General features: G+C 69.7%; 30 protein-coding genes. 14 read left to right on the forward strand and 16 right to left on the reverse strand.

Features of this window, described 5'->3' with window-relative positions:
• The first annotated feature begins 114 nt into the window (after positions 1–114).
• The 4 genes from AB0F82_RS29985 to AB0F82_RS30005 are packed head-to-tail and all read left to right on the forward strand — an operon-like array spanning position 115 to position 4,304.
• Positions 115–1,278, forward strand: coding sequence for a tyrosine-type recombinase/integrase (locus AB0F82_RS29985; RefSeq protein ID WP_362632925.1), 1,164 nt, complete (start codon positions 115–117; stop codon positions 1,276–1,278).
• Positions 1,275–3,491, forward strand: coding sequence for a hypothetical protein (locus tag AB0F82_RS38750; protein ID WP_436842187.1), 2,217 nt, complete (start codon positions 1,275–1,277; stop codon positions 3,489–3,491). Before AB0F82_RS29985 ends, AB0F82_RS38750 begins: the two co-directional genes overlap by 4 nt.
• Positions 3,492–3,516: 25 nt before the next feature.
• Complete coding sequence (locus AB0F82_RS38755) at positions 3,517–3,765, forward strand: hypothetical protein (protein WP_436842188.1); 249 nt, start codon at positions 3,517–3,519, stop codon at positions 3,763–3,765.
• Entirely contained in the window at positions 3,762–4,304 is a 543-nt protein-coding gene (locus tag AB0F82_RS30005) for a DUF6262 family protein (protein ID WP_362632932.1), read from the forward strand. The genes AB0F82_RS38755 and AB0F82_RS30005 overlap by 4 nt, the downstream gene beginning before the upstream one ends.
• Before the next feature lie 208 nt (positions 4,305–4,512).
• On the opposite strand, the gene AB0F82_RS30010 is transcribed toward AB0F82_RS30005, so the two are convergent.
• The 4 genes from AB0F82_RS30010 to lexA all read right to left on the reverse strand — a co-directional run bounded on the left by AB0F82_RS30010 (position 4,513) and on the right by lexA (position 7,222).
• Positions 4,513–5,049 (reverse strand): DUF4240 domain-containing protein, encoded by a 537-nt coding sequence (locus AB0F82_RS30010; protein ID WP_362633033.1) that lies wholly within the window; start codon positions 5,047–5,049, stop codon positions 4,513–4,515.
• 2 nt (positions 5,050–5,051) lie between these two features.
• Entirely contained in the window at positions 5,052–5,810 is a 759-nt protein-coding gene (locus tag AB0F82_RS30015; protein WP_362632935.1) for a DUF4253 domain-containing protein, read from the reverse strand.
• A gap of 102 nt (positions 5,811–5,912) precedes the next feature.
• Entirely contained in the window at positions 5,913–6,431 is a 519-nt protein-coding gene (locus AB0F82_RS30020) for a hypothetical protein (RefSeq protein WP_362632938.1), read from the reverse strand.
• 140 nt (positions 6,432–6,571) lie between these two features.
• On the reverse strand, positions 6,572–7,222 hold the full coding sequence (gene lexA / locus AB0F82_RS30025) for a transcriptional repressor LexA (RefSeq protein ID WP_436842189.1): 651 nt from the start codon (positions 7,220–7,222) through the stop codon (positions 6,572–6,574).
• Positions 7,223–7,406: 184 nt separating this feature from the next.
• Between lexA and AB0F82_RS30030 the strand changes: the two genes are divergently transcribed.
• Both AB0F82_RS30030 and AB0F82_RS30035 read left to right on the forward strand, forming a co-directional pair.
• Positions 7,407–7,625, forward strand: coding sequence for a hypothetical protein (locus tag AB0F82_RS30030; RefSeq protein WP_362632940.1), 219 nt, complete (start codon positions 7,407–7,409; stop codon positions 7,623–7,625).
• A gap of 138 nt (positions 7,626–7,763) precedes the next feature.
• Positions 7,764–8,792: a Ku protein gene (locus tag AB0F82_RS30035; protein ID WP_362632942.1), complete on the forward strand. Its 1,029-nt coding sequence runs from the start codon at positions 7,764–7,766 to the stop codon at positions 8,790–8,792.
• 38 nt (positions 8,793–8,830) lie between these two features.
• Here the strand turns inward: AB0F82_RS30035 and AB0F82_RS30040 are convergent, their stop codons facing one another.
• Together AB0F82_RS30040 and AB0F82_RS30045 are read right to left on the reverse strand one after the other, a co-directional pair.
• Entirely contained in the window at positions 8,831–9,088 is a 258-nt protein-coding gene (locus AB0F82_RS30040) for a hypothetical protein (protein ID WP_362632944.1), read from the reverse strand.
• Positions 9,089–9,171: 83 nt separating this feature from the next.
• Positions 9,172–10,092: a hypothetical protein gene (locus tag AB0F82_RS30045; RefSeq protein ID WP_362632947.1), complete on the reverse strand. Its 921-nt coding sequence runs from the start codon at positions 10,090–10,092 to the stop codon at positions 9,172–9,174.
• Positions 10,093–10,613: 521 nt separating this feature from the next.
• Between AB0F82_RS30045 and AB0F82_RS30050 the strand changes: the two genes are divergently transcribed.
• The 7 genes from AB0F82_RS30050 (at position 10,614) to AB0F82_RS30080 (ending at position 14,869) form a co-directional block, all read left to right on the forward strand.
• Complete coding sequence (locus AB0F82_RS30050) at positions 10,614–10,973, forward strand: hypothetical protein (protein ID WP_362632950.1); 360 nt, start codon at positions 10,614–10,616, stop codon at positions 10,971–10,973.
• A gap of 45 nt (positions 10,974–11,018) precedes the next feature.
• A complete protein-coding gene (locus AB0F82_RS30055) occupies positions 11,019–11,258 on the forward strand; it encodes a hypothetical protein (protein ID WP_362632951.1) in 240 nt (79 codons plus the stop codon).
• The gene (locus AB0F82_RS30060; RefSeq protein WP_030965108.1) at positions 11,258–11,542 is read left to right on the forward strand and encodes a hypothetical protein; all 285 of its coding nucleotides are present in this window, start codon (positions 11,258–11,260) and stop codon (positions 11,540–11,542) included. Before AB0F82_RS30055 ends, AB0F82_RS30060 begins: the two co-directional genes overlap by 1 nt.
• 427 nt (positions 11,543–11,969) lie before the next feature.
• Complete coding sequence (locus AB0F82_RS30065) at positions 11,970–12,932, forward strand: hypothetical protein (protein WP_362632954.1); 963 nt, start codon at positions 11,970–11,972, stop codon at positions 12,930–12,932.
• A 140-nt stretch (positions 12,933–13,072) separates the two neighbouring features.
• Complete coding sequence (locus AB0F82_RS30070) at positions 13,073–13,438, forward strand: hypothetical protein (RefSeq protein WP_362632957.1); 366 nt, start codon at positions 13,073–13,075, stop codon at positions 13,436–13,438.
• Between the two features lie 54 nt (positions 13,439–13,492).
• Positions 13,493–13,828 (forward strand): hypothetical protein, encoded by a 336-nt coding sequence (locus AB0F82_RS30075; RefSeq protein WP_030965104.1) that lies wholly within the window; start codon positions 13,493–13,495, stop codon positions 13,826–13,828.
• Between the two features lie 54 nt (positions 13,829–13,882).
• Entirely contained in the window at positions 13,883–14,869 is a 987-nt protein-coding gene (locus tag AB0F82_RS30080; protein ID WP_362632959.1) for a phosphotransferase family protein, read from the forward strand.
• A gap of 48 nt (positions 14,870–14,917) precedes the next feature.
• On the opposite strand, the gene AB0F82_RS30085 is transcribed toward AB0F82_RS30080, so the two are convergent.
• The 10 genes from AB0F82_RS30085 to AB0F82_RS30130 all read right to left on the reverse strand — a co-directional run bounded on the left by AB0F82_RS30085 (position 14,918) and on the right by AB0F82_RS30130 (position 21,774).
• Entirely contained in the window at positions 14,918–15,127 is a 210-nt protein-coding gene (locus AB0F82_RS30085) for a hypothetical protein (protein ID WP_362632961.1), read from the reverse strand.
• Entirely contained in the window at positions 15,124–16,293 is a 1,170-nt protein-coding gene (locus AB0F82_RS30090; protein WP_362632963.1) for a GNAT family N-acetyltransferase, read from the reverse strand. The genes AB0F82_RS30085 and AB0F82_RS30090 overlap by 4 nt, the downstream gene beginning before the upstream one ends.
• A gap of 17 nt (positions 16,294–16,310) precedes the next feature.
• Positions 16,311–16,841, reverse strand: coding sequence for a MaoC/PaaZ C-terminal domain-containing protein (locus AB0F82_RS30095; protein WP_362632965.1), 531 nt, complete (start codon positions 16,839–16,841; stop codon positions 16,311–16,313).
• Positions 16,838–17,698, reverse strand: a complete 861-nt coding sequence (locus tag AB0F82_RS30100) for an HpcH/HpaI aldolase/citrate lyase family protein (protein WP_362632967.1) — start codon at positions 17,696–17,698, stop codon at positions 16,838–16,840. The genes AB0F82_RS30095 and AB0F82_RS30100 overlap by 4 nt, the downstream gene beginning before the upstream one ends.
• On the reverse strand, positions 17,695–18,717 hold the full coding sequence (gene dmpG, locus AB0F82_RS30105) for a 4-hydroxy-2-oxovalerate aldolase (RefSeq protein ID WP_362632970.1): 1,023 nt from the start codon (positions 18,715–18,717) through the stop codon (positions 17,695–17,697). The genes AB0F82_RS30100 and dmpG overlap by 4 nt, the downstream gene beginning before the upstream one ends.
• A complete protein-coding gene (locus tag AB0F82_RS30110) occupies positions 18,714–19,592 on the reverse strand; it encodes an acetylating acetaldehyde dehydrogenase (protein WP_362632973.1) in 879 nt (292 codons plus the stop codon). Before AB0F82_RS30110 ends, dmpG begins: the two co-directional genes overlap by 4 nt.
• Before the next feature lie 29 nt (positions 19,593–19,621).
• A complete protein-coding gene (locus AB0F82_RS30115; protein ID WP_362632976.1) occupies positions 19,622–20,188 on the reverse strand; it encodes a 2-keto-4-pentenoate hydratase in 567 nt (188 codons plus the stop codon).
• A gap of 273 nt (positions 20,189–20,461) precedes the next feature.
• On the reverse strand, positions 20,462–21,232 hold the full coding sequence (locus AB0F82_RS30120; RefSeq protein WP_362632978.1) for an NUDIX hydrolase: 771 nt from the start codon (positions 21,230–21,232) through the stop codon (positions 20,462–20,464).
• Positions 21,233–21,349: 117 nt separating this feature from the next.
• Positions 21,350–21,598 carry a hypothetical protein gene (locus AB0F82_RS30125; RefSeq protein ID WP_362632980.1) on the reverse strand — a complete coding sequence of 83 codons (249 nt, stop codon included), beginning with the start codon at positions 21,596–21,598 and terminating at the stop codon, positions 21,350–21,352.
• Positions 21,595–21,774: a hypothetical protein gene (locus AB0F82_RS30130; RefSeq protein WP_362632983.1), complete on the reverse strand. Its 180-nt coding sequence runs from the start codon at positions 21,772–21,774 to the stop codon at positions 21,595–21,597. Before AB0F82_RS30130 ends, AB0F82_RS30125 begins: the two co-directional genes overlap by 4 nt.
• 463 nt (positions 21,775–22,237) lie before the next feature.
• Between AB0F82_RS30130 and AB0F82_RS30135 the strand changes: the two genes are divergently transcribed.
• A protein-coding gene (locus AB0F82_RS30135) for an IS5 family transposase (RefSeq protein ID WP_362632986.1) occupies positions 22,238–23,055 on the forward strand; the annotation gives its coding sequence in 2 pieces (ribosomal slippage) (positions 22,238–22,586 and positions 22,586–23,055; 819 coding nt in all).
• Positions 23,056–23,183: the final 128 nt, after the last annotated feature.

Here is a 23,183-nt window from a genome sequence, read left to right on the forward strand (position 1 = left end):
AAGGTGTGGCGTGACGTGGTGCGAGTCGTCCTCGTTGGCGTTGAGGCGCTCGTACTCGGGGGGTGTGGCTCTGTGGCGGGTTGTTGCATGACTGTCTGAGCACCGGAGAGAGATATGCGAGCATTTCCCGTGACCCTGCCCTCGGGCACGCGCTACTCGACCGTCGTCGACGACGAGCTCCAAGTCGTCCCTGTCGCTGATCAGTGGGCGCGGCACCAGCGCTTCGGCAAGAGCCGCGCCGAGTTCACCACCAGGACGAACGCCGGCGGAGCGGCGCTCTACCTGCGTTGGTGCCGTGCGACGGCACGCGACTGGCGCACGGCGGCCCGCGACCTGGGCCTGTTCATGGTCTGGCTGAAGCACGTGCCCGCACGGCAGGACCGTCGCGGCGCTCTCCTCAGCGGGCCGGGCGGCAAACCGGTACGGCAGGAGCGCAGGATCAACGTCGTGCTGTCGGCTACCCGCGGCCTGCTGTCGTACGCGGTGTCGGTAGGCGAGGCGCCGCGCCACGTGCTCGGGCAGATCTACGAGCTGGCCGACAGCCGGGACCTGCCTGTGGAGGCTCAGGGGGAGGACTCCGGGCTCTCATACCGGCTCCGTGCCCGCCACCGCGTCCAGGAGCCGCAGTCGGTCTTGGACCGCGCTTCCGACGACGAGATCGTCAGCATGTTCCTGAAGTGCCGCTGCGCGCGGGACCGGCTCGTCGTCGTGCTGCTGGCCCGGGCGGGGCTTCGGCGAGGGCAGGCCGCTGGTCTTCGCCGGTCCGACTGCCACATGCTGCCGGACTCGCGCGCGCTGGGGTGCGGCTACAAGGGGCCTCACCTGCACGTGCGGCGCCGTGACAACGCCAACGGCGCCTGGTCCAAGTCGCGCGCCGCGTGGATCCAGCCGGTGGACTTCCTGGTGGTGCAGGCATTCGACCAGTACTTCGACGAGCGCTTCGAGTTCCTGGGCGCCGGCGGCAGCGACTTCCTGCTGGTGAACCTCTTCCGCGGCGTGATCGGTGCGCCGATGAGGCCGGAGGCGATCTACGAGCTGTTCGAGCGACTGACACGGCGGGCGGAACTGCCGCGGGCCGTGGTGCCGCACATGGCCCGCCGCGCGTTCGGGAGCAACGTGTCGGATGCCGGCGGTCGGCTCGACGAGGTGCAGGCCCTGCTCGGGCAGAAGAACCCGGAGTCGGCGCGGCCCTACGTGATCCCGGACCAGGACCGGCTGCGCGAGGCCGTCGAACGGGTTCCCTCCCCGCGGGAGCTGCACGGGCGCGGTGAGCTGTGAGGGCGGCCGTCGCCCTGTCGTTGCCGGCGGCCCCGCCGGACGCGCGGACGGCCGAGCTGGTCGGGGCTCTGGACCCGACGTTCCTGAGTCTCGTCGGCTGGGACTGGGACCTGGGCGTCTTCTTCTACCCGCGGGCCCATCCCGTGCTTGGGATCGGGGAGTGCGACGTCGTCGGCTGCGACAAGGGCTTCGAGCGCACCGGGCCGCTGTGCTCGGGCTGCCGGTTGCGGTGGAACAAGTCGGGGCTGTCCTTGGCGGAGTTTCTCGGGGCAGCGACGCGCTACAACGCCCAGCACGTGACGCAGTCGCTGTGCCGGTTCCCGGCGTGCGGGCGGCCGTGGCGGAGCCCGACTGCAGGGTTGTGCCAGAACCATCACTACCAGCGGGTTCAACGCCTGAAGGTCTCGGTGGAGGAGTTCCTCGTCCACCCGGTCCCGATCCCGTTGGCTGGATTCGGCGGCTGCGAGGTCGCGGCCTGCAACCGGTACCGGGTCAGTGCGACCAGCCCGTACTGCGACGCGCACCGCCAGCGGCTGACCAAGGCAAAGGCCGGCAGGTCCTTCGACGAGGAGAGGTGGCGGCTGACCACCGCGCCGGTCTCCATGGGCAACGAGGTCAGTATGCGGGGACTGCCGAGGCGGCTCGTCGCCGAGCTGCTGTACTGCGTGCAGGAGCGCACGGCGAACGGGATCAAGACGTACGGGTTCTGGCTGCGCACGTTGTGCGAGAGGCTGCGGGCTCTGCGGTGTGAGGATCTCGACGGGCTCGGTGACCCGCTGGCTTCGGGACTGCGCGGTCAGACGGCGACGCTGGTCCTGACGATGCGCAAGATGCTGGGCCGGCTCGGGGCGAGTCCAGAGGTGGAGGCCCGCAAGGATGTGTGGGACCTGGCCGTGTTCGGGTTCGGCGGTACGGCGAACTTCACCAGGATCCACCAGAGTGCCCTGCGGGAGGCCACGAAGCTCTGGGCGGTCGATGAGCTCCCTCGCCGCCGGGGAAAGTCGGTCGCCCGGGCCCTGCAGGCGAAGATCAACGCGATGGCGGAGCTTTCGCAGAGTCTGCGGTTCCAGCGCGAGGACGGCGGCCACGCGGTGGCGCTCCTGGACCGCGGCGACATCACGTCGTTCTGCACCCGCCTGGCGTTCAGGGCGGAGGCCGGGGAGCTCAGCGTCTACCAGTGGATTCGCACTGCGCGGTCGGTCCGCGCGGTGCTGAACCGGTGGCGGACCCTGGGGCTCACAGCCAGGGGCCAAATCCTCGAAGGGCTTCGCGCGGACTTCGTGATGGGCGCCGAGGATATCCCCGACGAGCCCGAGGACAGCGAGGCCGGCAAGGACCTCCCCGACGAGGTGATGCGGGAACTCTGCGACAACTTGGACCTGCTCGAAGAGATGAGCGGTGTGGAGGTGCGCGTCTGCACGGAGATCCTCATTGACACCGGCCGGCGTCCCGACGAGGTCTGCCGGTTGCCCCTAGACTGTCTGGAGCGCGACCCGGACGGCAGCCTCGTCCTGCTCTACGACAACCACAAGGCATACAGGCTGGGCCGCCGGCTGCCGATCGGCAAGGCCACCGGGGCGGTGATCGCCGCCCAGCAGGAGCGCGTGCGCCGGCGCTTCCCGGACACCCCCGCGGCCTTGCTGAAGCTCCTGCCCTCCTCGGTTTCGAACCTGGCGGGTACCAAGCCGATCTCCGGCATCTGGGACCAGCACCGCTCATGGGTCAAGGCCCTGCCCGACTTCCTCGTCCCCATCCAGGTCCAAAAGGACGGCAGGCCGGTCACGAAGACGGTTGCCGTGCCGGTCGAACTGGAGGGCCGTCACCCGGTCGATGGCTTCGCGCCGGCGGTCCTGGCCGATGCGGTAGTACGCCTGGGTGGTCATCAAGTGCCGGTGGTCCATGAGTTCCTTGAGGACTTCGGGCGGTACGCCTTGGTCCGCGTGCCGCTGCGCGAAGCTGTGCCGGTAGGCGTAGGGGAAGATGCGGCTCTTGTCGAAGGGCAGCATCGTGTGGCGCAAGGCCCAGGGGCTCCTGGACTCCGAGCACGTCCGCCGCGAGATCGGGGAGGTGGCCACCGCCTACGGAGTCTGCAAGGAGCCGACGAACGTGGCCGCGGGAGGCCAGAGCTGCCCGCTGAGGTTCCGCTGCCTGGGCTGCGAGCACTACACCACCGACATCTCCTACCTCCCAGACCTGGAGGCATACCTCGCTGACCTTCTGCGCAGCCGCGAGAAGCTGATGTCGGCCTTCGAGGCCGACGACTGGGCGCGCAGCGAAGCGATGCCCTCGGAGGAGGAGATCCGGCGCGTCCGGCGGCTGATCAGCCGGATCCGAGCAGGGTTGGACGACCTCGGCGCGGAGGAGCGGGCCCAGATCGAGCAGGCCGTCTCGACCGTGCGCCGCGGGCGCGGCGTGATGCTGGGCATGCCGGGCATGCGCCGGATCGGTCAGCCCCTGCCCGATGTACGGCCGCGGAGGAGCATGTGAACGCCGCGAGCGACGGCCGCAAGGCCGACTCCGCACGTCGCCGGGAGCGTGTGGTCAAGGCGATCAACGCCGCGGCCCAGGGCATGGGCCGGATCAGCGTGTCCGCCATCGCCCGCCACGCCGGGGTGGACCGGACCTTCCTCTACCGGCACCCGGACCTCCTCGCCCTCGTCCACGCCGCCGAGACCGAGCCGGCACAGCATGGACCGGCCAGCTCTGTGACAGTCAGCCGCGCGTCGCTTCAGGCGGACCTCGCGCACGCGCAGGCCCGCAACACCCGGCTTGCGGCGCGGATCCAGCTCCTGGAAAGGCGGCTCTCCAGCGAGCTGGGCGAGCAGGCATGGCGCGAGTCAGGGCTGGAGATTCCCACCGACGTCGACGCGCTCCAGCGCCGGATCACCGGCCTGAAACAGCGCAACGTCGAACTGACTGCGGCCCTAGAAGAGAGCCAGGCGGACCTGAGCGCGGCGCGGGAAGCCAACCGCGAACTGACCAAAGCCATCAACCAGCGCGGGCAGCCCAGCAACGTGGCGGGGTGACTGTCCAGTCCCGCCCGCCGCAGCGAGCGAGGTGTGCCTGTCGTGCGCGTCCGGTGCAGCCTGCCGTGTGACGCAGGGACTCAGTGGCCGTCCGACTGGCCATCCGCCTGCGGACAGCTTGCCAGGGGTGTTCACGAGAGAGTCTGACCAGCTCGGCTTCTCCGTCGTCGTAGATCGTTGCCCGTCTCGAGGGTGATCGTTGCCGGACTCAGGCGGGGTACAGGGCCGCGATACGGGGCAGGTGGCGGGCGATGCGTTCGTGGTCGCCGAAGTCGAAATCCCACTCCGGGTCGAACTCGGGATAGCGGATGGTGAAGCTATCGGCCGGTGGCTCGCTTCCTGTGGCGGCCCGGTAGGCGTTCCAGACGATGGGGAGGCTTGCTTCTCCGTCGAGGTCCCAGCCCTCTGCGGCAGCCAGTTGGACGACAGGAAGGTCGGCCAGGCTGTCCGGATCGTTGATGACCTGCTCGAAGGTGGCGCGGCCCTGTGCGATGAGCCAGCCTCGGAAGTAGTCGAAGCCGTCGTCGGAGCAGCCACCGTTGATCTGGTACGCGGCGGCCCACAGCGGGGCGAGGTAGGAAGCGGCCATCAAGTCCCACAGGACCTGCTCCGCTTGGAGGATCTCTGCTGGTTGATGGTCAGCGAGCAGTGTGGTGGCGTGGCTGGCGACCTCCTCGGCATCGGTCGGGTCGACGGCGAGGCGGCGGGCTTGTTCAATCAGGTGCCAGAAGCGGTCGTTGTCCATGGTCAGTCCCACCAGAACTCCCAGCAGTTCAGATCGATGAGGTGCTCGGCATACGCGACCAGGTCGCGGTGCGCGCCTTGCCAGATGTTGTCGGGGCAGAAGGCGAAGTGCTCAGCGGCAATGGCCAGAGCCTCCTCAAGTCCGCTGGGCGGTGCGGCAACGCTGAGGTGGAGGGTGCTGAATCCGACGCCGACAACGCGCACACCGAAGCGATCCTCCCAGCCGCGGACGACGGCCGAGAAGGTGGCTGTGTCGTTGTCGTAGTTGGCAGGTCCGTCCCACCCGACGGCGGTGAGGGTATCGGCTCCGCAGGGTGCCGAGACGAGGCCGAGACGTGCTTGCGGGTTCTGGGCCAGGAAGGCCCGCGCGTACTGCTCGGCCATTCCGTCGGGGTCCGCGGAGATCTCGCGGGTGGCTGCAGTACCGGGCCAGGTCTGGCCGAAGGGAGCGGTGACGGCCAGGCGTTCCTCGGCGGTGAGCTGGTCGTCGTCTTCGTCCGTGGCCGTGTAGTCCTGCCACCAGCGGGCGAGAAGTTCCTCGGCGTCGTGCTCGTCGGGGGAAGACATGCGCTCGGGAGACAGTTCGCCGCAGCCCCAGGGCCGGAAGTCTGCGTCGTGCGGGTCCAGGGAGTCGAGCAGCAGCGGCCACAGCCCGGAGGCGGCATGTTCGCCACGCAGCTGCGCCCACAGGTCGGCAAAGGCGGGGCTGTCGCTCAGCCACAGAGGTTGCAGGTCGCCGGCACCTTCATCCGAGGTGATCATGCGTCCAGGCGGCAGGGATATTCCGCGGGACAGAAGGAGGTCGAGGTTCACGAGCGGATGCTATGAGGTGGGTCTGACATCCGGTCCTTTCAGCGGGAGTGGTCACCACAAGTCGATGGACCAGACATCGCCCACCTGATGCCCGTCTGGATCAGGGGTCCCGGACCCGTATGGCTCGAGGTCGGAAATGACGTGGATGCGGGCCGCGGAATCGGATACGCGATAGCAATCCATGTCTCGCGACGTGTTGTCCGTGTCGAGCTCGAGGGTGTGCCCGAGGGCCAGGATGGCGGCCTGCAGTTCATCGAAACGGACTGTGGGCGCGAAGTCCCCATACTTCCGCGCGAGCACAGGGGGCACCATGTCCGCCGATGGGACGTACAGCAGCCGTTGGATCTTCACACCGAAGCCGAAGCATGACATCTGTCCCTGCAGCCCCGGCTGCTCTGCCGAGAAGTTGATCTCCACGAGTCCGTAGTCCCGGCGCAGGAGGCCGCCACCGGGCACGTCGAGGAATTGGCCGCCCAGGGCGGCTTCCCAGGCGTCGGGGTCAGAACCCAAGCCGATGTCGAGTACGTCGCTGTGGGTGGCGACATGGGCATAGAAGTCCAGTGCGGACACCCGCCGACCTCCTCAGCTGTGCAAACGGGGCTTCTTGCACGGTAACAACAGCGGTTTCGGTGGGTGCGGTTGCGTGGACTGGGGCAGCTGCAATTGATCCGCTAATGACTGGCTTGGGGATGTTGGGATCTGCCCCGGCGCTAGCGATTCGCTCGATCTAGCGATAGCACTACACCTGTTGCGCCCACTACCCTCGTCCGCAAAGCCGCTGAGCTGCACCGATCCCTCTGGGAACGTGTTGCGCCACACTTCTCCCCTAGAGAAGCGACGATGTCGCCGTGGTCGGCGCTGTCTTGGCGCCGGACGGTGACGATGTCGCCGTCGCAGATGGCGGCCTCGATCATGCTGTCGCCGACGACCGTCAGCGCGAACAGCTCGCCCTCGCCGACGAGGTGCCGCGGCAGCGGCAGGACGTCTTCGACGACCTCCTCGGCAAGTATCGGCGCGCCGGCGGCGATGCGGCCGACGAGCGGAACCTGGACGGCCTCCGGCGCCGTACCGAACTGGTCGGCGGGCTGGGCGCGCCGGACGCGGTAAGCGCGGGGACGGTGCGGGTCCCGGTAGAGCACGCCCTTCTTTTCCAGGGCCCCGAGCTGGTGCGAGACAGAGGAGGTGCTCCTGAGGTTGACGCCTTCGCCGATCTCCCGCATGGAGGGCGGGTAACCCTGGCGAGCGACGGCCTGCTCGATGAACGCCACGATGGCGGCCTGGCGGGTTGTGAGTCCATCGGGGCCCGGGCGGGTGACGCCGGGCGGGCGCCCAGGGCGGGCTCCGGATTCGACGACGTACATGTGGTGCTCCCCCCTGAAGGGATCTTGCGTGCAGGGACAGTAACCCGCATCCCACCTGTCCCGGAACATCTTTTCGATAACAGGGCGTGCCGACCTCACAGCGAATGGTGAGGGGATCAGAGGGCGGAGGCGCCCTCGCAGCTCCCGGCTTGCAGCACGGAGGCCGCCCGCTCATGATCCGCATGTGCCGTTTCACGTCAGGCTTCGCTTCGGGCCACCCACATCTCCCGCCGTCACCGGTACTTGGGACAGCTCAGAGAGCGCCGAGCGGAAGTTCCGGGGGTTCATCGGCCGCTACGGCAGCCGGGCGGACGTACGGATCGAGCTGGTCGAGGAGGGACCCGAGGGCGAGCACACCATGCGCTCCTGGACGCGGGAGCGCGGCGAGGTGGAAGGGCCCTGACGCCTGTCGAGGGCTTCCCTGCCGCGCCGGAAGGTGGCTGGCGGCTCGGCGGCCGGGGCTGCCGTTGCCGGTGGGGGGTGATGGGGCGCAGGGTGGGAAGACGCCCAGGTGGACCCGCGGTGAAGGGTGGTGAGGGCGATGGCCAGACCGGTGTGGACGGGGGTCTTGGGGTTCGGGCTCGTCAGCCTTCCCATCGGCCTCTACACGGCCACCGACAGCCACACGATCCGCTTCCACCAGCTACAACGCGGGACAGCGGACCGGATCCGCAACCGGCGCGTGAACGAGCGCACCGGCGACGAGGTGGACCTCGCGGACATCGTGAAGGGCTACGACACCGGGTCCGAGTACGTGATCGTCGAGCCGCAGGAGCTCGACGAGATCGCTCCCGGCCGGTCCCGTTCTATCGACGTCGTCGGCTTCGTCGACCTGGACACCGTCGACCCGGTCTTCTTCGACAAGACGTATTTCCTCGGGCCCCGGGGAGCCCAGTACGGGAAGGTGTACGCCCTCCTGGAGCGCGCCCTGGCCGAGTCGAACAAGGCCGGCATCGCCACGTTCGTGATGCGCGGGCGGGAGTACCTGGTCGCCTTGAAGGTGGAGGAGGCGGAGGGCCTGCTCACGATCCACACGCTGCACTGGGCCGACGAGCTGCGCGATCCGCACGCGGAGGTGCCTGACCTGCCGGGGAAGGTCGAGGCGACGGCGGCGGAGGTGAAGATGGCCATGCAGCTGATCGATGCCCTGGCCATGGAGTGGGAGCCGGAATCCTTCCACGACACATTCCGCGAGAAGGTCGAGGCCCTGGTGAAGGCGAAGGCGGCCGGAGAGACGGTGGAGAAGGCCGAACCGCCGGCGGAGCCGACCGGTGCCGTCGACCTCATGGAGGCCCTGCGCGCCAGTGTCGAGCGGGCCCGAAGTCCCAAGGACACCGGCGAAAAGGCCGCCTCCCCCGGCGCCCGGGCGGCCGGCGGAAAGAAGGCGCCCGCCGCGAAGAAGCGGGCGCGCTCCGGGCCAGCAGCCAAGGGCCGGGAGCTGATGGCACTGACGAAGGCGGAGCTGTACGAGAAGGCGGCCGCGGCCGGCATCCCGGGCCGCTCGTCCATGAACCACGACCAGCTCGCCGACGCTCTCGCCCACACCGGCCGCGACCGGCGCAAGGCCTGACCGCCACGTGGTGGGCGGTCTGACGGGCACAGCCGTGGTCAGGCCACCGTGACGCGCAGGACGTACGGCTCGCCCGTACTGATCGCCTGCGCCTGTTCCCGGAGGTCCGCGTCCGTGAAGCCGAGCAGCGCCTCGTCCGCGGCCCGGCGCAGCAACGGGAAGATCTCGGCGACGGGCCGGCCTCGGTGCGCTGCGGCGAGCTCGGCGAAGGCCCGCTGGTAGGGGGCTCCGTACGTGCTCGCGCTGTCGGCCAGCAGGTGGTCAAGGTGCTGTCGCTCGATGCTGATCTCGCCCATGGCCCGCTCCTTCGGTCCTCCGGGGCCCCGTCCGGTCCGGGGCCTCGCCGTCGACGCTACGAGGCCGGTCTGACATCGCCCCCCTACCCGGCAAGGGGCGCGTCCCGGCCGATGAGGTCCTGGAGCTGCTCGCGGACGGGTGGCGGCAGCAGCCCCTCGGTGGCGAGGAGGGGCCACTGGCAGCCGGGCATGAGCCGGTCGAGCCGGTGGAACTCCCCGAGCTGGTAGAGCAGCACCAGGGCGTCGAGGGCGTGCTGGACGGGGGGCCGGTCGCGCTCCTTCAGGGTGCTGAGCACGGCCAGCCCGGCCATCGCGTAGCGGCCGTTCATCCACTCCAGGGCCGCCTCGCCCAGCTGCCCGGCAGCGAGTTCCGCCTCGACCCGGTCGCACAGGTCCAGGGCCCACTGCCGTACGCCGGCGGCGGTCTTCCAAGTCCGCGCCAGGTCCTGGAGCGGAGCGGTGGCGGCCAGATGACGCAGATGGTCGCGGGCATCGCGCACCGGGCCGAGAGCCAGATGGTTGTCCTCGGTGAGGACCGCGTCGGCAAACTCGGGAACATCGTTACGGGTGGTCTCGACCAGGGACGCGATCGGGTTGGCCGTCGCGGTGGGGTTCATCGCGCGCAGCAGGTCACCGATTTCCACCAAGGACATCGTCCCGTTGATGGTGGCGGCGGCCGCGGCCAGCGCGGCGTCCTTGGGTGTGACGGTCGGCGTGCCGGGGTTCTTGTCGAGGGCCGTGAGCTCGGGCGGAGGCCAGGTGTGTCCGGCGGCGCGGGCGAGGCGGGCGATGCCTTCGTCGATCCGCCGGGCCCGGGCGGGGACCAGGGTCACGGTCAGGCCGGCGTCGGCGATGTGGTCGGCGAGGTCGTCGAGCCGTTGGTCCGGGTCGGTGTCCGGGTCGTCGTCGCCGGGGACCGTGAGGGTGTCCACCGCGGCGGTGAAGGCGGCCCGTACCGTCTGCTCCGGTACGGGCAGCTCTTCGTCGAACAAGAGCAGTGCCACGTCGGCCGGGCGTTTGCCGCGGACGGGCGAGGCCGAGGACGAGGTCGAAGCTCTCGGGCGCCGGGGTGGAGGTGCTGCCCCTGCCGCGGCCCAGGCCCCCGCCGGGGACATTGCCGGGCAGCAAGCGGCGGCTCCTCCAGACCTCCAGCATCTTCGCAGTCACGGTGAACCCGTGGCGGTACGCGTGGTCGATCAGCAGCTGATCGGCCGCGCTCGGGGTGTCAGTGGACATGCCAGGGAAGGTACCGACACCTCTCCTGGCCATGACGGGGCTTTCACCTCATCCGGTGACTCCCCGCGGAACTGAAGCCAAAGGGCTACCCCATGACGTATCGGTGGCGCCCCTTTAGAGCCCCCCTACCTCCGCCGGGTCACCTCGGAGCTCGTCCGCTCAAATGGCGTGGAGCTGAAGGGGGTTGCGTGGCTAACCCCCCGAACCCGCACTGTGCCGCCCGGGACGCGACGTCAGTGCGCGGCTCTTCATGCTCCGCCCGTCATCACACAGAGACAAGGACACCACCATGCTCACCGACGTGCTCACCGGCTGGACCGCGGAGACCCTGGGCGGCCTCACGCTGCTGGCCGGGGCCACAGCCTGGGGCTGGATCCGCCGGCGCCGGAACCAGGCCGGCCCCGGCGCGGCCCCGGCCATCGGGGCCGGCGAGGCCGTGCGGCCGGTTCGCATCTACACCCTGCTCGGAGCCCGGGCCGCCGACGGCCAGCCTGTGCACCTGCCCAGCAGCCGCCCCGCCGGCATCCGGGTCACCTGGACCGGCCCCGCAGGAAAGACGGAGCAGTTCGAGTTGACCGACGCCATGCTGCCGGACGGCACCTACGCGGCGGAGCGCGTATCGGCGTACCTGGAGCCCGGCACCCTGTGACTGGTCTTCATTGAAACGAGTCCTCACAGGCCGGAAGGAAGTCCCGTGGAACTCCACGTCATCGAGCGGTCCGCCAACGCCTTTCAGCAGGGTCTGACCGAGCGCCAGATCCTGGCGGTCGCCCGGCGCGCCTTCGGCCCGGGCGCCGAAGTACGTGCCGCGAGGGAGCTGGGCGGCGGCATGTACAACACCACCTACCGCATCGCCCTCGCCGAACGCGGGGAGCCGGTCGTCCTGCGGGTGGCCCCGAAGCGGGCCGCCAGTTCCGCTCCGAACGGGAGCTGATGCGCGCGGAGTACGCGTCGGTGCCGTGGCTCGCCCCGATCGCCGAACTGATGCCGCGGGTCCTGGCAGTCGACTTCACCCAGGCTGTCATCGGCCGGGACTGGATGATCCAGTCCTTCCTGCCCGGCACCCCGGCGCCGGACAAGGGACGGAATCAACGCCGTGGGGGGACCTGCGGTCCCAGGCTCCCGCCCAGGAGCGACGGTACCAGCGTGATCATGATCCGGGCGAGCGGTCTGCCTGAATGCTGCGCACTTGCCGGCTGCGCCATGGTGGGGCCGTGATGGCCGGTCAGCCAACAACGTCAGGCTTGTGACCTGGGCGTTTGCCGACGGGCGGTGGGGACGCCCGTCGGGGCGGACCTGCGGGGGGCGGTGGCTGCCCGGCCCACGCCTTACACGCTCCAGCCGACGAACCCGGTCGTGAAGGCGCTCCAGCCATCCCGGTCCCCAACCCCGGCCCGTGCAGGTAGCCGTACTTAAAGTCACGGACCCCAGGAACCTCTGGAGCCTCGCCACACGTCGTACCGGGCATGATCGTCATACCTGATGCCCGCACGGCCGAGCTCTACGCGCAGTGGTCCCGGACCGACGCCCGCACCGATCCGGCAGAGGCCGAGCCGCTCGTGCTCGAGCCTGCTCGCCGGCTGGGCGCGGTACCCGATCGTCGCGATGGACGAGCGGTACGAGGAGATGGACGACGAGGATGACGATGACGGATCGATCTTCCGCTGAGCGGGCGGACGCACTGGTCGACGCCTGGGACGAGATGAGGGAGTACGTCGACCACGAACCGCAGACGTACGAGCGGCTCGTCGTCGAGTGCGCCCGTGAACTGGCCGCCGATCCGCGCGGGCCGCTCGCCTACAGCTGGACGCTGGGTCTGGTGCTCGCGCTTCCGTACCTGGCTACAAGGAAACCGGAGGACGGTGACGTCGAGGCGGTGTTCGGCGCGGCGCAGGCCGTCGACCGGGCGCTGCGGGACGCGCCCTGCACGCACCAGGACCACCCCTTTCAGGGCGACTTGGAGGCGGAGCTCGGGAACATGGCGGACGTCCTGCGGGAGCTCGCCGACGACGAGCGGCCCTGGACGGACCTCAGACCGCGCGACGCATGGCTGTGCCCGCGCAACGTCGCCGGGCACGCGCGCGTGGTGATGGAGTCGCTGCGCCCCGGCTCGGCCGGCGACGTACCGCCGTTCCTGCCGTTCGAGGACCGGTACCAACTGGAGGGGCTCACCGCGATCATGGAGGGCTACCCACTTGCCAGGACTTTCGACGTGGCCTGGGACCTCTCCTTCGCGGCCTCCGCGCTGCAGGAGGCGGCGGACGACGAGCTGGCCGGCCGGGTCTTCGTGGCCACCGCCGTCGCGTGGTACATCGAGGCCGAGGCGGACGACGCCGACGCGCAGGAGCTCGTCGACGAGTTGGCGGACGCCTTCGAGCGCGCGATCGGCCCCCTCGACGACGGGCACTGCCCCCATGGCGCGCACCCGGACCTTCCGAGCGACACCACCGAGACCCTGTGGGTGGGCATGCACCTGGCGAGCGCCCGCGGCCGCGCGGTGTACGAGAAGTGGCCCGAGCCCTGGGCCCCACCCCTCGACACCGCCCTGTGTCCGGCGTTCGTCGCGGCCACGGCCCGAGACTCCCTGACACGGCTGAGGAACGACTGATGACGTACGAACAACTGGTCCGCTCCTGGAGCGAGACCGGACAGGACCGCTACGGTCCCGACGACGTTTAGGACCAGGTCGTCCTGGAGTGCGCACGGGCACTGGCGGACGATCCCGGCGGGGAGCTCGCGTATCAGCGGGTGTTCGGGCTTGTCCTGATGCTGCCGTACACCGAACTGGCCGGCGGGGACGTGCCGCTCGTGGTGGCCGATGCGGCGCGGGCCGTGCGCCGGGAACGCGTGGGGCAGGGCTGCGGTCATGAGGGGCACCCGTTCGACGAGCAGTGGGAGGACCTCGTCGACACGCTCCCGGACGTGCTGCTGATGCTGGCCGACGACAGTACGGAGTGGTGGGAGAACCACTCGCGGGAGCAGTGGCTCTGCCCGCGTTCCGTCACCGGGTTCGCGGCCATGGTCCTGGAGGCGGACCGCGCGTTCGCTGTTCACCGGGATCGAACACCGGCGTTGGTCGTGGAATGGCCGACTCCCCGACCCCCTTGTGTATGAATTCCTACGGGTGTAGCTTTTCGTACACCCAACTTTTGTGGAGGATTCCTGACCATGCGGATCACCTTCGACCTGCCCGGCGTCTCCGGCGGGTCTCAGACCGTCGACCTTCCCGAGGACGTCGCCCTCGCCCTGTACGACGGCCTCACGAACAGCCGTGCCGTCATCGACCCCAAGGCCGAGGACTTCGACGAGCTCATCGCCTCTACTAGCCTGCTCAGTCGGCTCATCGCCCACCTGACGCTGTCCCGCGAGCGCCACATCGCCGCGGCTGACGCCACCAGCCCGAACGCCAACCGCCGGGCCATCGGCATCGCCGCCGCGATGCAGCCCTCGCAGCTCGGTGTCGTGCTGGAACGCAACGGCCGGCCCCGCAACCGCAGGACCTGACCAGCAGACTCCAGCCCAGTTCCCCGAAGTCCTCACAGCCCGGAAGGAAGTCCCGTGGAACTCCACGTCATCGAGCGGTCCGCCAACGCCTTTCAGCAGGGCCTGACCGAACGCCAGATCCTGGCCGTCGCCCGGCGCGCCTTCGGGCCCGGCACCGAGGTCCGTTCCGCGACGGAGCTGGGCGGCGGCATGTACAACACCACCTACCGCATCGACCTGGCCGGCCGTGAGGAGCCGGTCGTCCTGCGGGTGGCACCCGAACCGGACAGGCAGTTCCACTCCGAGCAGGAGCTCATGCGCGCGGAGTACGCGTCGGTGCCGTGGCTCGCGCCGATCGCCGACCTCATGCCGCGGGTCCTGGCGGCCGACTTCACCCAGGCCGTCATCGGACGGGACTGGATGATCCAGTCCTTCCTGCCCGGCACCCCGGCGCCGGAACTCCTCGGGTCCTACCCGAAGGAGACGCACGGCGCGTTCTTCCGGCAGATGGGCGAGATCACGGCGGCCGTGCACGCCGTCGCCGGCCCGTGGTTCGGCCCGGTCACCGGTCCCGGGCACGCGCGTTGGAGCGAGGCCGTCGTCACCTCCCTGCACCTGATCGCCCAGGACGTCGAGAGCTGCGGCCTGGACGCGGCCGACCTCCGCAAGGCCGCCGACGCCGCCCAGACCGGCGCGCAGGTCTTGGACGAGGTCGCGGTGCCGCGGCTGCTGACCGGAGACCTCTGGACAGTGAACACGATGCTCGCGGCCGCCCCGGTGCCCACGATCTGCGGTGTCCTGGACATGGACCGCACCTGGTGGGGGGATCCGGAGGCGGACTGGACGATGCGGATGGCCCGGGCCAAGCAGGACGCCCGCCTGGCGTTCTTCGACTCCTACGGCCACCCGGAGGAGACCGAGGCCGGCGCGTGGCGGCGGCACCTGTACGAGGTGCGCCACCTCGGCGCGCTGCGCCTGGAGCGGCACCGACTCGGCAACCAAGCTGGCGTCCGGGATTCCTATCCGCTGGTGGCCGAGGAGGTGTCGGCACTCACGTCCTGACGGCGACGGGCGCCTTCCTGCCCGGAAGGCGCCCGTCGGGTGGTTCGGTCACGACGTCGGCAGGGCCCGGCCCAGGACGGAGGCGACGGCGCGGGGGTGGACGAGGCCGGCGCGGATGAGGTGGGTCTGGTCGTCAGCGCAGTCGACGATGGTGAGGTGGTTGGCCGCCGGGCATACTCCGCCGTCCATGACGACCGCGTCGAGGTCGACGCTGGCGAGCGTCGAGAACTTGGTGCCTTCGTCGCTTCCTGCTGTCACAGGTGCTCGGGGAGCCAGGGTTCGTGATCTGTGGTGGCGCGGATCAGCTGGGTCAGGGTTTCGTCGGACTTGGCGGTGACTCCTGTGAGGCGGGCTGCGGCGGCTGTTCGGTAGCCGCCGGCGTACCAGACGGCGAGCTGCCCCCGGGTGAGCTGGACGTCGCCATGGGTACGGGTCTTGGTGATCTGCGCCGTGCCGTTCTTCAATTCCAGGTGGTAGGACTGCCAGTTGCCGCGGTTTTCGCTTTCGATGTCCACGGGCACGGCGATGGCGAGGTCGTTGGGCCAGCCGCGCCGCCGGATGGCTTCGGGGATGTCGAGGATGCGGAGCATCCACGGGTGCCATGCCTCCGCCGTCAGGCGGTAGCGGTACAGGTCGTGCAGGAGTGCGGGGTAGGGCGGGAGGGCGGAGCGCCGGAAGTGAATGGCAGCGGCGCGCGTGTGGTGGCTGCCGAGAAGGGCCATCATCTCGTGGAGGGTCTCCACGTCTGCGGCCCAGAAGTCGTGGACGGTCAGGTCCGTTCCGTGCCGCTGATGCCGCTTCATGGCCAGGGACAGTACGCCCGTTGTCGTTTGCCCGGATCGGAAGCGGTAGGTGGTGAGCTGTTGCTTGTCGTCCATCCAGGCGGACCACCAGCCCGGACGCTGCACGGGGCCGTTCCACTGCCTGGCCAGGCGGCGTTGTAGTTCCTCACCTGCCCCGGCCCGGCCGTGCTCGATGTGGAGCCCGGGGCTCGTGAAGCTGCGTTTGAGGTCTTCGGTGGCGATGGACCAGGCGTGCACGGGGACGGGTGCTTGCCAGCCGAGTCGGCGCATGTGGGCGTTGGAGGTCGTCCAGACGGTGGAGATCACCGCGCCTTGTTCTCGAAGGGGGCGGAGTCGTTCGGTTAGGAGGCGGCCAGCGAGGTGGTCGCCGCGTTCTTCGGGGGCGACGCATCCGGCGCTGATGATCGCGGAGGGGACAGGGGCTCCGCCGAAGAACTGCTCGGTGAGGAGGCCCAGGCCGCCGGCGACGACGCGGCCGTTCCGGACAGCGACGCGGATGTCTGCGTGTGGGCGCAGTCGGGTGATGTCTCCTACGGGGTGGCCGTAGCTGCGGGTCGCGAGGGCGTTGTAGTCCTGCCACAGCTCGTCGTCGGCTTCCATGATCCGGAGCGGCTCGGGCATGCGGTGTCTCCCCTGTTTTAGTAGTTGGTGTGGGCACGGCTGGCTTCTGCGTCCACTGGTACGAAGAATCTGCGTGTGAAGGTGATGACGGTCTTTCCGTCCTGGTTGTGGCCGGTCGTGCGGCAGGTGACGATTCCGGTGCCCGGTCGGCTGTTGGACAGGCGGCGGCCGGTGATCTGTGTCTGCGCGTAGAGGGTGTCCCCTGCGAAGACCGGGTGGGTGAAGCGGACATCCTGGAAGCCGAGGTTCGCGGTGGTGAGGCCGCTGGTGCTGCGTACGGTCATGCCGCCCACGAGGTGGAGGGTGATGCTGCTGCACACCAGGGGGCGCTGCCATTCGGTGAGGCTGCTGTACTGGGCGTCGGTGTGGATCGGTGCGTCATTGCCGCCGAGCATGGTCATCAGGACGTTGTCGGTCTCGGTGACGGTGCGTCCGGGCCGATGCTCGATAACCAGGCCCTCCCGGAGCTCGTGGTAGCCGAGGCCGACGATCTCCCGGTAGCGGTCTTCGCCGACCTGCCGGTACCCCTGGGGCATGCCGCTGATCATGCGGTCACCTCTTGGGTGGTGCGTGCGGCGGCGCGAGCAAGCAGGGATCGGGCTGCCTGGACCATGGGAGGTCCGATCATCTGGTGGCCGACGCGGACGATGCGGCCGCCCGCGTTCTCGGCCGCTGCCACGATGGCGCGGGCGGCGGCGATCTCCTCGCCTGTGGATGTGAACACTTTGGTCAGGACGTCGAGATGGTGGGGGTGCACGCAGCTCTTGCCTGCGAAGCCGAGAGCCTTGACGCGTTCGGCCTCATCTCGGAGGCCCTCGAGGTCGTCGAGGTCGAAAAATGGTGAGTCGATGGCGGGGATGCCCGCCGCGGCAGCGCTGGCGACGAGCGCGGAGCGGGCGTGGAGCATCGGCTCCCAGGCCTTGCTGCAGCCGGTGGCTGTGGCGTAGTCGGCCGTCCCGAACAGGACGCCGGCGATGCGCGCGGCTCGCACGATCGCGGGCAGGTTCTCCAGGGCGCGCGGTGTCTCGATCAGCGCGTACAGGTGGGGAGCGTGGTCGGGGGTGTCCAGGGCTCCGGCGACGATGTCGATGTCGCGTGGCGACTCCACCTTGGGGATCAGCACGATCTGCGGCCTGTCCGGGTATTCGGCGAGGGCCGCGAGGTCGAGGATGCCGTCGCGGGTGGTGGGGGTGCTGATACGTACGCCCAGGGCGGTGTCGGCCGGGAGGGGGTTGGTGAAGAAGGCGCGGGCGGTGAGGCGGGCATCGGGCTTGGCCGCGGGAGGTACGGAGTCCTCGAGGTCGACCAGGGCGACGTCCGCGCCGCTGGCTCGCGCGCTGGGGAATCGGGTGGGAGTGTGGCCGGGGGTGATGATCCACACTCCGGCAGGCGCTGGCGTGGTCATCGGCAGGCCTCCTCGGCCTTGAGGTGGCGGGCGGCTTCGGGGATGACGTCTTCTTGGCCGGCGATGATCTGGCGCCGTCCGAGTTCGTGGAACAGGTCCCAGGGATGGACACCTTCGCTGGCGGCGGCCTCGAGGACCGGCTTCTTGAATCCGGAGAAGACTCCGGCGAGGCCGCTGGCGAGGCTGGTGGAGTCGATCGTGGGCGGGGCGGGCATCAGGGTGCGTTCGGCGAGGTCGGCGGCCTCGGCCAGTAGCCGCACGTCGATCCCGGTGGGGTGGCCGAGGCGTTCGAGGACGGGGACGAGGACTTCCAGTTGTGTGTTGCCTGCGCCCGCGCCGAATCCGCGGGCACAGGCGTCGATCACGCGGGCACCGGCCTCGACGGCCGCCACGGAGTTCGCAACGGCCATGCCGAGGTTGTTGTGCCCGTGGAAGATCACCGGCACGTCCACCGCGGTGGTGATGGCCGTGATCCTGGCGGTGACGTCGCCGGGCAGGTAGTGACCGGCGCTGTCCATGATTCCGACGGCCTGCGCCCCATAGCCGACCATCAGGGCGCACTCCTCGGCCAGTTGGCTGGGGGTAGCCATGTGGCTCATCATCAGCACGCCCTGGGCTTCGGCCCCGAGTTCGCGGATCACTCCGAGGTGGCGCTCGGTGGCGCTGGCCTCGGTGCAATGGACCGCCATGCGCGCGATGTCCGCGCCGCGGCGTACGGCGGCTGCGAGGTCGGTGGAGGTGCCCCAGGCCGGGGCCATCAGGACTGCCATCCTGCTGTGGGCCAGGGCTTCGCGGGCGGTGGAGAGCATCTCGTCGTCGCTGAGCCGGCCGTGCCCCACCTGGTAGGAGGAGGCGCCCAGTCCGTTGCCGTGGCCGATCTCGACCACCGGGACGCGGGCAGCGTCGGCCGCGTTGGCGTAGGAGCGGATCTGCTCGCGGTCGAGCTGGTGGCGCACGGCGTGCTGGCCGTCGCGCAGCGTCGGGTCGTGGATGATCAGCGGCGCCTGGCTGGGGGTCATCGGGCGATCTCCTTCACGGCGGAGGTGCGGGCGAGCGCGTGCTGCTCCGCCGCGTGGATCGCGGCCGCGCTGATGACTTCGAGGTTGCCCGCGTGGGTCGGCATGCCGCCGCGGGTGGCGGTGATTTCCACGACCGCGCGCAGCGTGTCGTCGGTGACGGTGCAGGAGATGAGGCGGTAGCCGGGGACGAAGGACTGCATGGTCGCCGCGACGGACTCCACGAGGTCGCGGACGGGGTCCTGCTCGAGGCCGGTGGCGACGATGGTCATCGCGGTGCGGAAGGGCGGCGGAGGCGATGCGGGGCTGATGTTCAGCATGGTCTTGGTGGTGGTCGCGTGCGTGAAGTGCTGGATCGCTGACTGGGTCGCGTCGATGTATTCGTCGAGGTTGAGGCGGCTGGCCCGGCCCACACTGCGGCTGGCGGCTGTGGCCACCATCTCCACGTGCCGGGGTCGGTAGTGCTGGGCGACGGCGTGCAGGATGGGGATCGAGGCCTGTCCGCCGCAGGTGATCAGCCCGATGTGCCGGTGGGCTGCGGCCTGGCCTCCGTTCACGGCGGGGACGATCAGGGTGCCGCCGCTGGTGGGCGTCAGGTCGATGAGGGTCGCGACGGTGCCCGCGAGCTGGGCCCAGTGGGCGGGGTGGGCGAAGGCGTTGGTGACGTCGAAGACGATGTCGAAGTCCTCGCCCGCATCGTCCAGGGCGGCGATGCCCCCGGCTGCGGTGGCGCAGCCCATGGCGGCGGCCTGGGCCATGCCGTTGCTCTGCGCGGTGCGGCCTATGACGAGTCCGCAGTGCAGGTGCGGGGAGTTCTGTATGCGCTCGACGAGGTCGAGGGCGAGGAGACCGGTACCGAGGACGGCCGTGTTCAGCACGGTGTACTCCGTTCGCTGGTGGTGGCGGATCACAGGACGCGCACGTGCACTGCGGGGAGGTGGGTGGATGTGGCCTGGATGTCCATGCCGACGGTGAGGGGGATGCTCGCGTGGACCGACCCGGCCAGGACGATGTCTCCGGGGTGCAGGGTCGTGCCGAGGGTGGGCAGGCGGTGGGTGAGCCAGACGAGCGCCTTCAGGGGGTCGCCGAGGATGTCGCGCCCCTCCCCCGTCGCCACCGGGTGCCCGTTGACGCATGCTGTGATCTGCTCGGCGCCGAGGTCCGCGGCCGGGTCGAAGGGGACGGGGCTGCCCAGCACGACTCGGGCGCAGGCGGCGTTGTCGGCGATGGAGTCGATCAGCGTGATGTTCCAGTCGGTGTAGGAGATGTCGAGGACCTCGAACGCGAGGAACACCTCGGCCACTGCCGCCCTGACATCGCTCAGGTCTGCAGGGCCTGCGAGGTGGCGCCCGATCCGGAAGGCGATCTCGGTCTCGATCCTGGGGTTCATGAAGTCCCCGGTCCGCAGGAGGGAGCCGCTCGCTCGGACCATGTCGCCCAGGATGAACCCGGAATCGGGCTCGTGAATGCCCATCTGATCCTGCATGGCGCGTGAGGTCAGCCCGATCTTGTGACCGGTGACCCGGGCACCGTCCGCGACCCGCCGCTCCACATTGATCTGTTGAATGCGGTAGGCGTCTTCGAGAGTCAGGCCCGGAAAGCGCCCCGCCAGGGACGGCACGGGAACGCGGCAGCGCACCGCTTGAGCCAGTTCCCCGGCCACCGCTGCAAGGAGCTGGGCCTTCTCACCGCAGGCAGTGCTCGCGAGGGCAGGGCGGTGAGAGCCACGTAAGGGCCTGGCCATCTGCTACTCCCCGCTGTCGGCCTGTGGAGGGGTGTCCGTCCGGGCGTGCCGCGCTGCGAGTACGGGCAGGAAGTCCACGCTCCGCCCGCCGAGGTGTCCGACGTCCGCGGCAGTGCGAACGAACGCGATCCGGTCCAGCTCAGGAACACGGCCCTGGGCCCGGTCGGCGGAGACGAGCTCCGCGTACTGGCGGCTGAGTGTCTCGGCGGGGCAGGCGGGGGCGCGGAAGTGGATGCCGATGTTGCCCTTGTTGCCGCGGGTGACTGCCCACAGGTTCAAGTCCTCCGGCGGGACGTCGCGGCCGATCTCCTCCAGGAGCTCTCGAGAGGCGTGGAGGCGCAGGGCGTCCTGGTCCAGGCCGGTTCCGTCGGCGGGCGGTTCGATCGTGCCGCCGGGCAGCTGCCAGCGCCCCGGTGCGGCGGTGGACGTTGCCATGCGTCCCACCAGCAGCCGGCCGTCGTCCGTGGGCTGGGCGACGGACACGAACACCGACGGCGCCGAAACTGCGTGGACCGGGTCCAGCCGCAGGACGTAGAGGCGGTAGGTGGCCGGGTACCAGGTCAGTACCAGTGTTCCGGGCTCTTTCCAGTCGAGTCCTGCGCACACCGCGACAGGCCCGTCGAACATCGACGGATTGTTCGCGGTCATCTCGTTCCACCCGCGGTCCATGGCCGCGATCTGCTCCTGCGTCAGGCGGGGCGGAACCGTCTCCACCAGGTGCAGCCGGTGGACGTCGAGGAGTTCTACTGCGAGGGGGTGCGGTTGGTCGGTCAACGAAACCTCCTGAGGATGCCCCTGTACGCAGAGCTGGCTGGACGAGATGGTGCTGGTGGTCCGTGCGGGCGCGGAGCCTTCTTGCCGTGCGCGTCGGGTGGATCCGCGCAGGCACGGTCAGGGGTCAACTCTCCGGATGTCCCGTATGAGCGCTTGCCGTTCCCGTCCGGATTCGAGGCGTACCCACACGTACGCCTTGGCGGCGTCGATACCGTCCCACCCGGAGCCCACTTGAACGACGCGGCCGGTGATCTCCTCCGGCTTCTCGCGGAGCCGGTCCTCGGGCGCCACGTAGGAGGTGCCGGTGACCAGGTCGCCGACGGCATAGGGCGCTCGGCGGGTGCGGGACGGGGCCATGATGGTCACTGCTCCCCGCCTGCTCGGTCGTGGGTGATCTCTTCCATGTCCTCCCACCGCGCGGTGAACGCCATAAGACCGCCGTGCTCGGCTCGAGCGACTGCGCCGAGGAAGGGGGTGCCGTCCAGCGCTCCCGGGCGGGATCTTGAGGCGGGGGCCGCGGGGGTGTTCTCGTCTGGTGCCATGGCGCTCCTCCGTCGCGTGGCAGGGGCTGCGGGTCCAGCACAGGACCTGAATCGCACCCCTCGGGGGGATGTGCTGTGGGTAGTCAACCGGTCACGGCGAGGCCGGTCGTGGGTGCGGCCGGACTTTCCCCCGGACTTTCGTCCTGGGGTCTGACTGAAAGTCCGGGCATCGGGGCTCTACCGTGCGAGGGAGACGCCGCATCGCCTTGCACGAGGGAGCCTGATGCTCGAAGGACCGGAGCCAGCAACACCGTTCGCCGACCTCGTCGACGGATTCGGGTGGCGCTCACCCGCCGAGTTCATCCGCGTGTACGCGGCGGTCGCCGCTCGGATCGGGGAACGCGACGACGTCACGGACCGACAGGTCAGACGGTGGCGGGCACCGTCCCCGCCGTGCCCGCAACCCGGCCGCCAGCGGGTCTTAGACCGTGTCCTATGTGGTGAGGCGGTCGTTGGGTCGTTCATGGGGCGGGGTACGTGGAGTTGGATTGTTCCGGACGGGTTGTGGGAGATCGCGGAGCCGTTGATCCCACCGTCGAGAGTGCGGCCGCAGGGCGGTGGGACGCAGGACACGCCTGATGAGACGCTGTTCGCCGCGATCATCTACGTGCTGGTCAGCGGGTGCGCCTGGCGGGCTCTGCCACCCTGCTTCGGGATATCGAAGTCGACGGCCCACCGCCGGTTCCTGATCTGGTCGAGGGCCGGAGTATGGGGCCGGCTGCACGAGGAGATCCTGCACCGGCTCGACGACGGGGGCCTCCTCGATCTCTCCCGAGCGGTCCTCGACTCCGCACACGTGAGGGCTAAAAAAGGGGCGAACTCACAGGTCCGAGCCCCGTGGACCGGGGCAAGCCGGGTTCCAAGATGCACGTCCTGTCGGACGCGAACGGACTGCCCCTCGTCGTCGGCGTCTCGGCCGCCAACACACATGACAGCCAGGCACTGAAGCCCATGGTGCTCGGTCACCAAACGAGACACGACCCCCACCGCGGCCGCCACTTCAAGCCTCAGCGCCTGCACGCGGACAAGGCCTACGACATTCCTGAACTGCGGAAATGGCTCCGCGGTAAGCGGATCGGCGTCCGTATCGCACGCAAGGGAATCGAGTCCTCCGAACGGCTGGGGCGGCGCCGGTGGGTGATCGAGCGGACCATGTCCTGGCTGACCGGCTACCGCCGGCTCAACCACCGTTACGAGCGCCACCCCCGCAACTACCTGGCCTTCCTCGGCCTCGCTGCAGCCCTCTGCTGCTACAAGCGACTCGTCCGCCTCACCACATAGGACACGGTCTTAGAGGCGATGCTCGGCGTCCCGTTGGAACAGTGCGGATTCCGAGTACCGGCGCACCGACGCAACCCGGTCACCGCCCCCGTGCCGGTCCTCGCCCCCATCCCCGAACTGCGTGAAAG

This window comes from Streptomyces virginiae, assembly GCF_040638905.1.
GTDB lineage: Bacteria > Actinomycetota > Actinomycetes > Streptomycetales > Streptomycetaceae > Streptomyces > Streptomyces virginiae_B.